Source organism: Streptomyces sp. 3211.6 (genome assembly GCF_003634815.1).
GTDB lineage: Bacteria > Actinomycetota > Actinomycetes > Streptomycetales > Streptomycetaceae > Streptomyces > Streptomyces katrae_A.
In genome coordinates this window covers 6,994,800-7,008,182 of the sequence record NZ_RBXC01000001.1, presented here as the reverse complement: position 1 = coordinate 7,008,182, position 13,383 = coordinate 6,994,800, and the positions used below count along the sequence as shown (strand labels likewise).

The 13,383-nt window shown below is 72.3% G+C and carries 9 protein-coding genes and 1 pseudogene; 3 read left to right on the top strand and 7 right to left on the bottom strand.

Features of this window, described 5'->3' with window-relative positions:
- The first annotated feature begins 5 nt into the window (after positions 1–5).
- Together BX286_RS32160 and BX286_RS32155 are read left to right on the top strand one after the other, a co-directional pair.
- The gene (locus tag BX286_RS32160; protein WP_079423855.1) at positions 6–1,355 is read left to right on the top strand and encodes a cation:proton antiporter; all 1,350 of its coding nucleotides are present in this window, start codon (positions 6–8) and stop codon (positions 1,353–1,355) included.
- A gap of 95 nt (positions 1,356–1,450) precedes the next feature.
- Positions 1,451–1,837 carry a hypothetical protein gene (locus tag BX286_RS32155; protein WP_148710317.1) on the top strand — a complete coding sequence of 129 codons (387 nt, stop codon included), beginning with the start codon at positions 1,451–1,453 and terminating at the stop codon, positions 1,835–1,837.
- A gap of 383 nt (positions 1,838–2,220) precedes the next feature.
- Here the strand turns inward: BX286_RS32155 and BX286_RS37665 are convergent.
- The 3 genes and pseudogenes from BX286_RS37665 to BX286_RS32140 all read right to left on the bottom strand — a co-directional run.
- Positions 2,221–2,370: pseudogene (locus tag BX286_RS37665) on the bottom strand (ATP-binding protein); the annotation flags it as partial.
- A gap of 33 nt (positions 2,371–2,403) precedes the next feature.
- Positions 2,404–2,835: a VOC family protein gene (locus tag BX286_RS32145; RefSeq protein ID WP_079423860.1), complete on the bottom strand. Its 432-nt coding sequence runs from the start codon at positions 2,833–2,835 to the stop codon at positions 2,404–2,406.
- A gap of 397 nt (positions 2,836–3,232) precedes the next feature.
- Entirely contained in the window at positions 3,233–6,067 is a 2,835-nt protein-coding gene (locus BX286_RS32140; protein WP_121017192.1) for a LuxR C-terminal-related transcriptional regulator, read from the bottom strand.
- 267 nt (positions 6,068–6,334) lie between these two features.
- Between BX286_RS32140 and BX286_RS32135 the strand changes: the two genes are divergently transcribed.
- Positions 6,335–8,179 (top strand): BTAD domain-containing putative transcriptional regulator, encoded by a 1,845-nt coding sequence (locus tag BX286_RS32135; RefSeq protein WP_121017791.1) that lies wholly within the window; start codon positions 6,335–6,337, stop codon positions 8,177–8,179.
- A gap of 94 nt (positions 8,180–8,273) precedes the next feature.
- Here the strand turns inward: BX286_RS32135 and BX286_RS32130 are convergent, their stop codons facing one another.
- The 4 genes from BX286_RS32130 to BX286_RS32115 all read right to left on the bottom strand — a co-directional run bounded on the left by BX286_RS32130 (position 8,274) and on the right by BX286_RS32115 (position 13,103).
- On the bottom strand, positions 8,274–9,395 hold the full coding sequence (locus tag BX286_RS32130; RefSeq protein ID WP_079423864.1) for a Fic family protein: 1,122 nt from the start codon (positions 9,393–9,395) through the stop codon (positions 8,274–8,276).
- Positions 9,395–10,102, bottom strand: a complete 708-nt coding sequence (locus BX286_RS32125; protein ID WP_079423866.1) for a DUF6426 family protein — start codon at positions 10,100–10,102, stop codon at positions 9,395–9,397. Before BX286_RS32125 ends, BX286_RS32130 begins: the two co-directional genes overlap by 1 nt.
- A gap of 752 nt (positions 10,103–10,854) precedes the next feature.
- Positions 10,855–12,297, bottom strand: coding sequence for a serine/threonine-protein kinase (locus BX286_RS32120; protein ID WP_079423868.1), 1,443 nt, complete (start codon positions 12,295–12,297; stop codon positions 10,855–10,857).
- Complete coding sequence (locus BX286_RS32115) at positions 12,294–13,103, bottom strand: serine/threonine protein kinase (RefSeq protein ID WP_185117342.1); 810 nt, start codon at positions 13,101–13,103, stop codon at positions 12,294–12,296. Before BX286_RS32115 ends, BX286_RS32120 begins: the two co-directional genes overlap by 4 nt.
- Positions 13,104–13,383: the final 280 nt, after the last annotated feature.

The window sequence follows — 13,383 nt, the reverse complement described above, 5'->3', positions numbered from 1 at the left end:
TCCCCGTGCAGCACGCCACCTATCTGGCATCCGTCACCACCGACAAGAATCTGCAACTTGTCCTCAAGGTCCTGCCCGCGATCGTGGTCATTCTGGCCGCATCGGCCCTGTGTGGGCGGCTGGCGATGCTCGTCAAGCAGCCTCGCGTGCTCGGCGAGATGGTCGCCGGCGTCCTCCTTGGCCCCACCCTGCTCGGCGCACTCTTCCCCACGGCCCAGGAATTCGTCTTCGCCCCTGAAGTCAAGCCCATCCTGTACGTCCTGAGCACCATCGGCCTGACGGTGTTCATGTTCCTGGTGGGAACCGGTCTTGAGCACAGCTCCGGCCAGGGCACGAAAGACACCAGGAACGCAGCCGTGCTGGCCGTCTCCGGCATCCTCCCACCCTTGCTGCTCGGCGCCGCAGCCGCGCATGTCCTGTACGACAAGCTCTCCCGCCCCGATGTCAGCACGTTCGAATTCGCCCTGTTCGTCGGTGGTGCCCTGTCGATCACGGCGTTCCCGATGCTCGCCCGCATCCTGTACGAACGGAACCTGCAGAACACCCCGCTCGGTCGGATGACCCTGCTCGGCGCCTCCGTCGACGACGCGGCCGCCTGGTGCTTCCTCGCCGTGCTCTCGGCCATGCACACCGGCGCAGGCGCGATGCACGTGGTGCGCACCATCGGCCTCACCACCGTCTTCGCCGCCGTCATGCTTCTCGTCGTCCGGCCACTGCTGCGCCCGCTGGGAGACCGGGTGGAGCGCACCGGCACCTTTGGCTTCGACCAGATGTACCTCATCGTCGGCATCGTGCTGCTGTCCGGCCTGTTCACCGACTACATCGGAATCTACTCGGTGTTCGGCGGGTTCATCGCCGGGCTGGCGATGCCCCGCAACCCCGCGTTCCGCGAGGCGCTGCACAGCCGGATGATGGATGTCGTCTGTGTGCTGCTGCTGCCCATCTTCTTCGCCTTCTCCGGGCTCAACACCGAGCTGGGCGGCATCGCTGGCTGGTCCATGCTCGTTCCGTTCCTGCTCATCCTGGTCGCGGGCTTCATCGGGAAGTACGTCGGCTGCGCCGCCGCGATGCGCACCATCGGGTTCAGCTGGCGTGAGTCCTGGGCCGTAGGTGGCCTGATGAACGCTCGTGGTCTGATGATCCTCATCTTCATCAACATCGGCCTGGCACAAGGAATGATCACGTCCGAGGTGTTCTCCATGCTCGTGCTGGTCGCCGTGATCACCACCGCGAGCGCCATGCCGCTGTACCGGTGGGCACTGCCCGAACGGTACGAGAAGCGCATGCCCACCTCCTCGGCACCCGGCGCAACTGCACCCGCCACGGACTCCCAGGACGAGCCGGCGCACGCCTGACCCTCCTTTGGCCGAGCGGGGGCGGGGCACGCAGTGGCCGTGGGGGTGGACCCTGGAGCGTGGCGGCGAGGTAGATGCGGTTGGCGACCTCTTGCGTGGCGCGGGCGAAGGCGCGGATGCGAGGGCTGTTGCTTGCTTTGAGCCATACCGGCGCGCAGTCGATGGGCGGGGTGTCGGAGGTCCGGCTCGCGTTCTGCGAACAGGTCGCGGGCTTGGTGGACGACCTGCCCGGCGGCCGCGCCGACGAAGCCAACGCGCAGCGCGCCGTGTGTGTTGCGGACGTCGGCGATCGCGCGGTCGAGGCCGGCCTGGGTCTGGTCGTAGCCCGGCCGCAGGTCCTGGTTCAGCCGGTGGCCCAGCGGGGTCAGGCGGATACGCTGTTGCGGCCCGGCCGCCGGGCGATGCTCGCCGTCCAACCGCGGAATCCGTGCCCGTCACCACGGAAGCGCGACCGCTGTCCCCTGCACCAGATCATCCGCTGACAGGCACCGACCTCGCCTTTCCCTTCGCGCGATCGATCCGTCCCTCATAGCCGGAGCAACGCACCGGAGCGAACGACACGGCACACCGGCTCGGAAAGACGGGCGGCTGGGACTGCGCCGGCCTCGTGGACGCGGCTGGCCCCGGCGTCGATCTGGCCGTCGGCACCCGGGTGGCCGGGCCGCTCGCCTGCTGGTGACCGGCGCCGCCGAGGCCCACCGGGCCACCGCGAAGGGCGGCCTGCGCGGCCGCTACCTCATCCGCCCCCTGACCGACACCCCCGGCCGGCCCACCTCCACTCTGGACACCCCTGGTCATGAGACAGATGACTGTATGTGGTGTATCCAGATGCGTTCACCCGGTGCTCGGCAACGCGGCGACAGGGGCCGAGTTCGTCGATGCAGAGGAGATCGACGCGGCCGTTGCGGGTGACGGTCTTGTTGAGCCGCACCACGTCGGCGGCCTCGACCAGCTCGTCCACCAGCTTCGTGGTGAGCGTGTAGCGGATCCGGTAGCCCTTAATCGCGGCCTCGGAGGCGGCTCCCCACCTCGCAGTGTCGGAGGACTATCAGGCGAGGCAGAACTCGTTGCCTTCGACGTCCTGCATCGTGATGCACGATTCGTTGACGCCATCGGCGCGCTGCGTCAGCACGTGTTTCGCGCCGAGCGCCATCAGCCGTGCGCATTCGGCCTCGAGTGTGGCCAGGCGCTCCTCACCCACGAGCCCGACGCCGGCCCGTACATCGAGATGCATCCGGTTCTTGACGACCTTGGCTTCGGGGACTCGCTGGAAGAGCAAGCGCGGGCCCATTCCCGAGGGATCAGTGCACGCGAAGTAGACCTCATCCTCGGGCGGCAGCGTGCGGTGGTACTCCTCCCACGTGGCAAAGCCCTCCGGGACCGTCGGCACGACGTAGCCCAGCACCTCGCACCAGAAGGCGGCGAGGCGCGCAGGCTCCGTGCAGTCGAAGGTCACTTGGAACTGTTTGATCGTTGGCATCGGCGTACGATAACAGGGCCCGGCCCTGCTCATCTCCGCAGGTCGGGAGGTCCGCACGTGGTCGGGAGGAGGCGCCTGCTACCGCTGCTGTGTCATGCGGTCGCAGGGGGGAACCGAGGTCAGCGCTCCCCTCGGCAAGATGAGGCGATCAGCTACAGAGCCGGGACCCCGATCCCGATCAGACGCGGGCCTCGACGACATGCCATCACCCACAGAACGGGCCGTTCCCCTCCCGGCTGCCTTCGTCCACGCCGCGCGCGCCGGCCAGTGGCACCCGCTGCGTGAGCGTCCATCTGACCCACACCCAGCGCCGGATCACGGACATCATCAGCAAGTACCTGGCTCTCCGCGGCGAGGGACCCACCGTCCGGGACATCGGCGATGTCGGACTACAGGGCTAGCCGGCGCGGCGCAGGAGGTCGGAGAGGGCGAGGCGGGAGGAGACGTCGAGTTTGCGGTAGGCGCGGGAGAGGTGGGTCTCCACTGTGCGGGGGCTGAGGAAGAGCCGTTCGGCGATCTCGCGGGTGCGCAGGCCCGTCGCGGCCAGTTCGGCGATCTCCCGTTCGCGGCCGCTGAGCAGGCCCAAGGGGTGCGCGGTGCGGGAGTCGGCGGCGAGTTCGGTTCGCGCGCGGGTCACCAGTTGCCCGACGAGCAGTGCCCCGCGGGTGCGTGCGATCGCCTCGGCGGCGTCGAGCCGCGCGAAAGCTTCGGCCGCGCCGTGGGCCTGGTGGAAGGAGCGTGCTCCGGTCGCCAGCGTCCAGGCGTACTGCACGGGCGTCCCGGCGGACTGGAACGCGTCGGCGGCGAGGGCGAACAGTGCGGCCGCCGCGTGGTGTTCGCCGTCGGTCGCGTGGAGGTGGGCGCGGGCGGCGAGGGCGTGGGCCTGTTGGACGGGCAGGCCGAGGCGGTCGGCTTCCGCTTCGGCGGTCTTGATGAGGTGTTGTGCTTCTTCGCGGTCGCCGAGGTCGAGGGTGGCGGTCGCCAGCAGGGAGAGCATGTAAGGCCGTGAGAAGGGTCTGACGTGGGGGAGTTGTCTGCCGCGCCCGGGGTCCAGCAGGGTCCGCCGGCATCCGGCGGGGTCACCGGCGAGGAGTCGGGCGTGGGCGAGCAGGCAGGTCGCCGAGGCGGTCCACCAGCTGTGGCCGGCTGGGGCGGCGCCGGTCGCCTCCTCGGTGAGGGCGATGGCGGCACCGGCGTACTCCTGTCCGCGGGTCCAGATCAGCGCGAGCGCGCTGATCGCCTGTGCCAGGGTGACCGCGGGTGGTACGCCCAGGGAGCCGGCCAGGTTCTCAGCTCCCCGGGCGTGCTGGTGGGAGGCGTCCAGGTGGCCGGTCCAGAGTTCGGTTATGGCGAGTCCGAGGAGCCGGTGGAGCAGGACGGGGCGCAGGTGGCGTCTGCGGTCGGTGGTAAGTCCTCGGCTCAGGTGGCGGGCCGCGTCGGTGAACCGTTCGAGGTAGAGTTCGGCGCTGCCGAGTAGGGCGAGGGTCTCGGGTGTGCGTCCGGCGTGCGGGTCCGGGAGGGCATCCACGAGCCTGGCGCAGTGGGCGACTTCGTCGATCGCTTCGGCCGCGTCGCTGGAGTGGGTGTGGCAGAGGGCGTCGAGTACCCGGAGGACGGCGTGGTTCGCCTCGTTGGTGCGGTCGGTCTCTCCCAGGGCCTGGACGGCCTGCCGGAGCAATGCGCGGGCCTGGTCGTGCGTTCCGCTCAGGACGTGGACCAGCCCGTGCTCGACGACCAGTTCGACGGCTTCGGCCGGTAGCGGGCGGGGCAGCGGACGCGGGAGCAGGCCGAGGGCGGTGTCGGTGATGGCGGTCGCCTCCGCGAACCGGCCGAGCTGTCGTTCGGCGCCGGCGCAGACGGCGTGGGCGTGGAGGAGTTGCCGTCCGGTAAGTGCCGCCGCCCGGTGTCCCAGCAGGTCGTGCGCGCGGGTGCGGGCCTCGTCGAGTTGGCCCGAGTCGATCAGCGCACGGCAGCAGGCGAGTTCCAGCTCGTTGCGGGCGGCGGCGCCGGCTTCGCAGTCGGGGAGGGATTCCAGGGCGAGTCGCAGCCAGTGCGCAGCGGCCCCCGGTTCCTGTGCGGCGATCTCCGTGGCCCCGTCCGCCAGGGCGCGCGCGGCGAGTGCGGCGTCGCTGCCGAGCAGCTGTTCGGCGTGCCGGGCCCGGTCGTGGGCCCGGCCGCCCCGGGCGGTGATGAGGTCCAGGGCCCGGCGGTGGGCGCGCAGCCGGAAGGAGAGCCCGGCCCGCTCGTGCGCGACGTGGCCGACGACGGGGTGGCGGAAGGCCAAGCCGCCTCGCCAGTCCGCCCGGCGGACCAGGTCCGCGGCCTCCAGTTCGGCGAGTGCGTCGAGGGTGGGGTCCGTTCCCAGTTGGGAGATCCGGGCGATGTCCTCCGGCCGGAACGGGCTGCCGACCACGGCGGCGGCCGATGCGGTGAGCACGGCCTGCGGTGACAGCGCGTCGAACTCGGCGATCAGCGGTTCCGCGGTGCGAAGCAGCCCGGCGCTGTCGGTGCCGGCGCGGTCGGGCCAGTACGCGGGGTGCCAGTTGGCCGCGATGAGCAGCTGCGCGTACTGCGGATTGCCTTCGGCCGCGGCGCACAACCCGGCCGCGTAGTCCTGGAGTTCGGCCGGGGTGGGCGGTCCGGAGCCCGCGGGGGCGGGCCGGTCGGCCAGCAGTGCGGCCACGGCTTCGGGGGTGAGGGGGCTCGGTTGGACCTGCGTCACCGTTCCGGTGCGCGCCCCCTCGGCCAGGGCCTCGCGCAGCTCGGGTGCGGTCCGGCCGGGGCGGTGGGCGAGGGCGAGCAGGAACGGGGCGGGCGGCACCGAGCGCACCAGCCGTACCAGCAGCGCCGTCGAGTCCGGATCGCACAGGTGGACATCGTCCAGCACGAGGACGCAGCCCGCGGCCCATTCGGCGAGCCGGCCGGCAGCCTCGTCGAACCGCTGCCGCGGACCGCCGGCCGCCCGCCGTGCCTGCCAGGCATCGTGGAACACCTGCAGGGGGAGGGAGCCGCCACGCAGGGCGCGGGTGCGGATCACCGGGATCCCCCGCTGGTCGGCCAGCTGCGCAAGGGCGGTGGCCAGGCGGGTCTTCCCGCTGCCGGGTTCCCCAGAGAGCTCGACGATCGAGCCCCGACCGTCACTCAATGTCGCCAATGACCATTTGAAAACGTCGAGTTCGGCCTCTCGCCCGACGAGAAGCCCGCTGGCGGCCGGAGGACGCACTGCGGCCATGGCGCCGTCCTCCCTCTTGGGACGTGTATATGACAACCTTACAGATACCGGACGGGCGGCTCGACTTCCACATGTGAAGCAGCGTGATCATTCTACTGACTGCGGCCACGGGGACGCATACGCCGTCACCGCGGCGGCACGGGAGGGATACGTACAGCGACTCCGGCAGATACGTACAGCGATTACGTGGTTCCCCCGACGTCTGCGGATCCGCGGCCGATGAAGCTGGGGTCGCTTCCGCTACCGAAAGGCTGGTACACCGTGACCATGCGTGAGATGCCGGTCGTACGGCAGGGCATGGCAGCCGTCCGGTTCTCCCTCCTCGGGCCGATGTCGGTCCAGGTCGGGGACGACTTGCTCGCGCTCGGCCCGCTCAAACAGCGGGTCGTCCTCGCCATGCTGCTCTGCCGTCCCAACAGGTTCGTCCCGGTCGACCAGTTGATCGAGGCCGTCTGGGCCGACGAACCGCCCCGAACGGCGCGGAAGAACATCCAGGTCTACGTCTCGGCCCTGCGCAGGACGCTGGACAGCGCCGGAGAGCGGATCGTCCACGGGCCCGGGGGCTACCTGCTGCGGCTCGCCGAGCCCGAGCTGGACGTCCTCAGGTTCCAGGCGCTGGCCAGGACCGCGCGGCAGACCGCTGCGGATGGCCAACTCGAGGCGGCCTTCCATCTGTTCGACCGCGCCAGGCGGCTGTGGACCGGGCCGCCGCTCCCCGAGCTGCGCTGCTCCGAGCTGGTGCGGGGGCAGGCCGGCCTGCTGGTCGGCCGCTACCTCGCGGTCTGCGAGGACTGGGCCGAGGCCGGGCTGGAGTCGGGCCGGCCCGCGGAGGTCGTCGAGGTGACAACGGGCCTGCTGGAACGGCATCCGATGCGGGAACGGCTGCGGGCGGCGCACCTGTCGGCACTGCACCGTTGCGGGCGCCGAGCGGAGGCCCTGGCCGGGTACGAGGAGGTACGACAGCTCCTGTCCAGGGAACTGGGACTGCCCCCGAGCGCCGCCCTGACCACGCTGTACGAGTCGATCCTCGCCGACGACGGGCACGCCCCGTGCCCCGGTCGGCCGAGCGGGGCGGCACAGCGCCGCGCACCCGTCGCGCTCCCCGCCGACGTCTGCGACTTCACCGGTCGCGGCGAGCAACTCGGGGAACTGCTGGTGGCGGTGTCGGACGGCGGGGCCGTCGCCCTGGTCACCGGACCGGCCGGCGTGGGCAAGACCGTCCTCGCGGTCCACGCCGCGCACGGCATGGCGGACCGCTTCCCCGACGGCCGGATCCACCTCAGGCTCCGCGAGCCGGACGGATCCCGTCGGTCACCCGCGTCGGTGGCGGCCGAACTCCTGCGGTACGCGGGCCGGGACATCCGGTCGGCGGAACACCTCGACCAGGCCACCGCGCTGTGGCGGGACTGGCTGGCCGACCGCAGAGTACTGCTCGTGCTGGACGACGCACCCGACGAGGCGAGTGTGCGCCCCCTGCTGCCCGGCACCGGGGAGAGCAGTGTCATCGTCACGGCCCGGACCCGGCTCGCCGGGCTGGCCGGCACCCATCGGGTGGACCTGCCGCCGTTCTCCGTCGAGGAGGCGCTGGACCTGCTGGACCGGATCACCGGCCGGGTGCGCGGCGACCTGGCGGCGGCCGAACGCGTCGTGCGGTCCTGCGGCATGCTCCCGCTCGCGGTCCGCGTGGCCGGCCTCAAACTCACCGTGCTGCGGCACCTGCCGCTCGCGGAGTACGCGGACCGGCTGTCCGATCCGCGCATCGTGCTGGACGAACTCGCCGTGGGCGACCTCGACGTGCGGTCACTGGTCGCCGAGGAGTGGCGGCGGCTGGAGGACTCCCATCGTTCCGCGCTGGTCCGGCTCGGGGCGCTGCCGGGCCCGTCGGTGTTCACCGCGGAGCGTGCGGCGGTCGCGCTGGGGTGCGCTCCGGACGCGGCACGGCGTCAGATCGAGCGGCTGATCGAGGCCGGGCTGGTCCTCTCGCCGGCGAGCGAGGTCACCGCGCACTTGGCGGTGTACACGCTGCCGCACCTCACCTGCCTGCTCGCCCGGGAGCAGGCCCGGTGGACGACGCCCGCCGAACAGCACGGGTGGGAGCCGAGTGTGCGCTGACCGAGCCTCCGTGGAGGGGCGGGGGAGCGGAGGCGGACTGGGGGACGATGCCGGTACCAGCGGCATCGCGCCTCCGGCCTGCGGGCATGGGCCGTCAGCGCGGCGCGGCGGGCCCTCCTCCTTCGGCATCGTCGGGTTTCCTCTCCGGGTCGGGCCGGTAGGGGGTGTCGAGCAGTTCGAGGAGCTGCGGGTGGATCAGTGCTCCGGGGAGGCGGGGGTGGTCGGTGAGGATGCCTGCTGCGCGCAGGCGGTCCAGCGCCGGCTGCGGCTCGTGCGCGACGCGGTCGCGCAGCCAGGCGGCCGAGACCGCCGGTGCGGCGCGGAGCTGGGTGAGGACGGCCACGGCCGCGGGATCGTCGGTCACCTGCGCGAGGGCGGTGTCGAGCAGCCGGCCGTGGGCCGTGAGCGTGCGGGTGCGGTGCCGGGCGGTCTCGGTCACCGCGCGGGCGAAGAGTGCTCCCCAGCGGGTGAGGTCGCCGTCGGCCGCGGCGACCAGGGCCGTGTCGTGCTCGGCGTGGTGCTGTTCGGCCCAGGCGTCGAGATCGAGCAGCAGGCCGGGCAACAGGCCTGCCGCCACCAGGTCGCACTGGGCGAGCAGGCGGGCGGTGCGGCCGTTGGCGTCAGCGAACGGATGGATCGTCAGCAGTCCTGCCATGGCGAGCGCGGCGGCGTCCAGCGGGGGCGCGGTGGTGCGGGTGCCCCAGTGGTGCCAGTACTCGATCCGCTCCCTCAACTGCGGACCCGCCGCGGTCGCGATCGAGAAGATCTGCCCGTCGGGCCAGGTGACGGTGGAGGACGAGCGGCGGAAGCCGCCTCGGGCGGTGATGTTGGGGTCCCCCGCGATCAGCATGCGGTGCAGTTCGGCGAGCGCGTCCGGGGTGAAGCAGGGTCGTCGGCCGGGGTGTTCAAGCAGCTCGGCGCGGACCGAGTGGACGGCGAGCAGGCCGGTCGCGCTCCGTGTCTCGGCCGCGGCGGCGAGTTGCTCGGCCAGCTGTGCCGGGTCGATTCCGGCGATGCGGTTCAGGTGGAGCTTGGGCCGCCACCGGGGGCGGTGGAAGAGGTCGGGGTCGTCCAGATGCGTGCGGGTTGCGGCCGTCAGCTCGGCCAGCCCGTCGAGTGCCCGGCGGCGGGCGGCGGGCGGGATCGCGACGGCGTCGAGCGGCGGTGCGACGGGAAGCACCCGTCGCACCGCCGCCGTGGTGGAACGGTCGTGCATCAGCAGGGGACGGCCGTGATCGCGCCGGTCGGCGCGGTGACGTTCGCGAACTCGACGGTGGTCTGACCGAGCCAGTTCGTCGTCGTGATCATGTATTCCTTGGTCTGGTACTCCACGTCCAGCGCAAAGCCCTGTCCCGGGTTGAGCGTGATCTCGAAGCCGATGGACTTTTCGGTCGTCGAGTTGAGCTCGCCGCCGACGGAGACAGTGAGCAGCTTCGCCGCCGTGGCCGAGATGTTCCCGCTGACCTTGTAGCTCACCGTGTACTTGGAGCTCTCGTTCCACTTCATCGGCGCGGGGCCGTCGTTCCTCTTGCAGGGCAGCCTCAGCTTCGCCTTCTCGCCCTCGCGGAAGGGGACGGCGGAGTCCGCGCCGCCGCTGCTGCCCCCGCCGCTCGCACCGCTGCTGTCAGACTCGTAGCTGTAGCTCGGGTCGCCGGGGTAGGCGGGCTCAGCGGGCTCCGACTCCTTCGAGCCCGGGATGATGACCACTTCGCCACCGCCACCACCGCCGTAGTCGCCACCGCCGTAGTCGCCACCGCCCGAGCCGCCCGGGTCGTAGCCCGCGCCCGGGTCCCATTGGCAGTCGCTGTAGTACTCGCCCCAGCAGCCGTCGGCGGCAGCCGGGTGCGGGGCGACCAGCGCGGGCACGGCGGTGAGCACGGTGGCGCCGAGTGCGGCGGCCACCACGAATTTCCTGAGGTTCATTCTCTGCTTTCCCTGAGAGAGCTGTCTGGCGATGCGAGAAGAGGGGTGCCCGGCGTGGCGTCGGGCACGCCGCTTCGGTGATCAGACCTCGGCGGCGGTCGCGCCGACCACGCTGATGGAGGAGGTCTGGCCCTGGTCCATGCCGTTTGCCGGGCCCTAGGCGTCGAGCACCGAGCTGTGCGCCTCGACCTCGGCGACGTCCTCGGCCCGCTCCTCGGTGGGGTCGGCGTTCGCAGCCATGTGAATCTCCCTGGCGTGGTGGGGACCGGGCCGACCGCGAAGCCCGCGGTCCGGCATGAGCAGAAGTTAGGAGGCGGGAGTTCGGCAACACCCGACCACCGGTATGCAAACGGTGGTGACCCAGGTCAGCGGCCCGTACGCGGCTCCGTCGGCAGCGGCGCGGGCCTCACCGCGGGCCCGCCGGCCCCCGGTGAGGCCCCCCCCCAGCAGCCCCCATACCGGTCCGCAACCGCGGGTAGACCGGATCACAACCCGCCGCCCAGGCCGCGGGACACCGGGTGGCAGCCGACGGGGCAGAGGGTTGGATGCCCGTCACGCGGCGATGCGACAAGCCGCCCACCGGGCCCATCGCGTTGTCCCGGACCCGGCCCGGACCGTCTCTGACGCGACCACGAACGGAGCTCCTTCACCCACGGTGAGCGGGCCTGGGGCCGATGGCCCGGTCCCCCGGCTCGCCCTGTCGGCCTCCCTTCATCCTCCTCCCGACCCACCTGGGCGGCAGCCCCCGCGGATCAGCGCGCGGTCGTGGGGGCCGGGCACCCCGGCAGGGCCGGCCGGTCCTTCGTGCGTACGGCGGGGAGCCAGGCCGTGGGGGGTGTGGAGCCGGGAGGGAGGCGGACGCGGAACCAGCGGGTGGACTGCTGGTCCTCCTCGTTGATGATGGGCTGCCCGTCGGACACCTGGCAGTCGGCGGCGAGGACGTCGCCGTGCCACACCCGGGTCGCCACGACGTTGTCCGCGGCGTACGGCCGCCGGGGGTCGATCGCCAGGCCCAGACTGCACTGCCGGTCCCGGTCGGCCCGCTCCCGACACCCCTTCTCGGCGTTGAACACCCGGATCGCGCCGGCCTTCGCCTCCGCGCCACCGGGCGGTGCGGACGGGCTCGCCCGCACCGCGTCCGACCACAGGGTCGCGCCCGCGATCCCGCACAGCGCGGTGGCCAGGACGGCGGCGCGGGCCCGGCCCCGCAGCCGTCCCGCCCCCGTCCCGCGGGTTCCCTGTTCGGCGGCGATACGGGCGAGCAGGCTCTCGGCGGTGTGCGGGGCGCGCGCCGCGTGAGTGGGGGCGAGGCAGTCGGCCGCCAGCGCCCGCCAGAACGGCGGCACCGCGTGGTCCATGCGCAGCGCCACCCGCCCTTCGCCGTACCCCTGCACGGCGGCGCCCCGGGCCATGGGTGTGGCGCCGGAGAACGGGGAGGCGCCGGACGCGAACACCTCGTGGATGATGATGCCCAGGGCCCAGATGTCGGCGCTCGGCCGGACCTGTACGCCGAGTTCCCCGAGCGGCGCCCGCCAGCGCTCGGGCGGGAGGTAGTCCAGGGTGCCCATGGGCGGCGCGTACCCGTGCGTGCCCGTCATCTCGGTGGCGAGGCCGAAGTCCGAGAGCTTCACGGAACGGTCGGTGCCCAGTAGGACGTTCTCCGGCTTGAGATCGGCGTGGACCCAGCCCGAGCGGTGGAGGTGGGCCAGTCCCTCGCAGATCCCCGCGATCAGCCGGGGGCGGTCGGCCTCGGCCACCCCCGCGTCGAGGAGTTCGCGCAGGCTGCCCGCGGCCCGCTCCATGACCAGCACGATCGCGCCGTCCAGCGAGGGGCGGTCGGGTGCGGCGAGGACGAAGGAGTCCAGGAGACCGATCAGCCGGGGGTGGCCCGCCCTGCGCCCGAGTTCGACCTCGCGGCGCGCGGATTCCACGATCCTGCGCGTCTGGCGCGGGGCGTACCCGGCGGTCGGCATGATTTTCAGCGCGACGTCGGCTGGTCCCGCCGGCCCGCCCGCAGGGGCCGCGCCGCCGGTCCGCCCGGGGTACCCGTCGGCCGGCCGTGCCGCGTAGACCGTGGACCAGCCCCCGGACCCGATCAAGTCGGTGACCGCCCAGTCCCGCACCCGGTAGCCGGGCGGCAGGAGGTCCCTGCGCTCGCACTCCGTGGTGTCGCGCAGGCCGTTCGGCGGCGTCATCGCCTGCTCTGCCGCTCCCGCCCGCCGGCCCCCGTCAGGGGCGGCAGCAGCGTGAGGTGCTCCTCCCGTACGAGCCCGAACCGCAGCGCGAGCCCGACGATCTCCTCCCGCTTGCCGTTGCGGCGCTCGCTCCTGCCGGGTTCGCGCAGGTCCGGGGCGCCGATGCGCAGCTTCTCCTCGGCGAGGTAGTCGATGTGCGAGCTGATCGCGCGGGCGGTCAGCGTGCCGCAGGTGGGGTGTCCCCTGAGCCGCTCGACGATCTGGGGAGTCGTGGGGACCGCCACGCGGGACTGGTCGCGCAGGCGCGGTTCGCAGAGCGCGACGAGTACGAGGAAGTAGGCGGCCGTCTCGTCCAGGGAGTACGCCGTGACCGTGAGGCGGCCCCAGGGTGCGCCCATGGCGTCCGGGTCCAGATAGACGTGGTCGGGCGCGAACACCTGGAAGGACACGGTGACGTCGCTGCGGGTGGGCAGCACCACGCGTGAGAACTCGAACGGGACGGGCGCACCGACCCGGCGCGGCGGGACCCTCAGGTACTCCCCCGCTCCTTCCGGGTTCTCCACCAGGTAGCTGTGGGTGGCGCTGTGGTTGGTCAGCTGCCAGTGGTCGTCGGCGACGCGGATCTCCCCGGCGAGCCGGGAGATCGCCGGGTCGGCGAGGCGCAGTTCGACGGGGACCGTCGCGGAGCCCCGTCCGAAGCGGGCGGCCTCGCCCGGTCCGAGCCGCAGCGTCACGGGGTCACCGTACGGTTCGCCGCCGTCGGCGCCACTGCACCCCTGCGGCAGGTGGACGACTACACCGCTCACGGTTCCCCCTGTTCCACGCGTCGCTGCTCGGACGAGTGGAACAATACTCATCTCTCAAGGGAGTTCATCGGCGCACTTCGGCCACTTCGGCAGGGCGGCGCCTGCCCGGCTTCCGCCGGGTCGGGACGCCCACCCTGGCGGCCGTGGAAGCCTCCCGGGTCTCCCTTCCCATCCGCCTGACCCACCCTCACGCAAGGGCCGCCCGTTGTGTGCCGGGCCACGTCGACTCCGTGTCAACAGTGGTGCTTTGGGGCTGCTTTCGACTCTCTGCCGAACGGAT

Excerpts from the sequence above, each read along its gene's own strand:
- BX286_RS32145 (WP_079423860.1), bottom strand. The coding sequence starts at position 2,835 with ATGCCAACGATCAAACAGTTCCAAGTGACCTTCGACTGCACGGAGCCT.
- BX286_RS32135 (WP_121017791.1), top strand. The coding sequence starts at position 6,335 with ATGCGTGAGATGCCGGTCGTACGGCAGGGCATGGCAGCCGTCCGGTTC.
- BX286_RS32120 (WP_079423868.1), bottom strand. The coding sequence starts at position 12,297 with ATGACGCCGCCGAACGGCCTGCGCGACACCACGGAGTGCGAGCGCAGG.
- BX286_RS32140 (WP_121017192.1), bottom strand. The coding sequence starts at position 6,067 with ATGGCCGCAGTGCGTCCTCCGGCCGCCAGCGGGCTTCTCGTCGGGCGA.
- BX286_RS32125 (WP_079423866.1), bottom strand. The coding sequence starts at position 10,102 with ATGAACCTCAGGAAATTCGTGGTGGCCGCCGCACTCGGCGCCACCGTG.
- BX286_RS32130 (WP_079423864.1), bottom strand. The coding sequence starts at position 9,395 with ATGCACGACCGTTCCACCACGGCGGCGGTGCGACGGGTGCTTCCCGTC.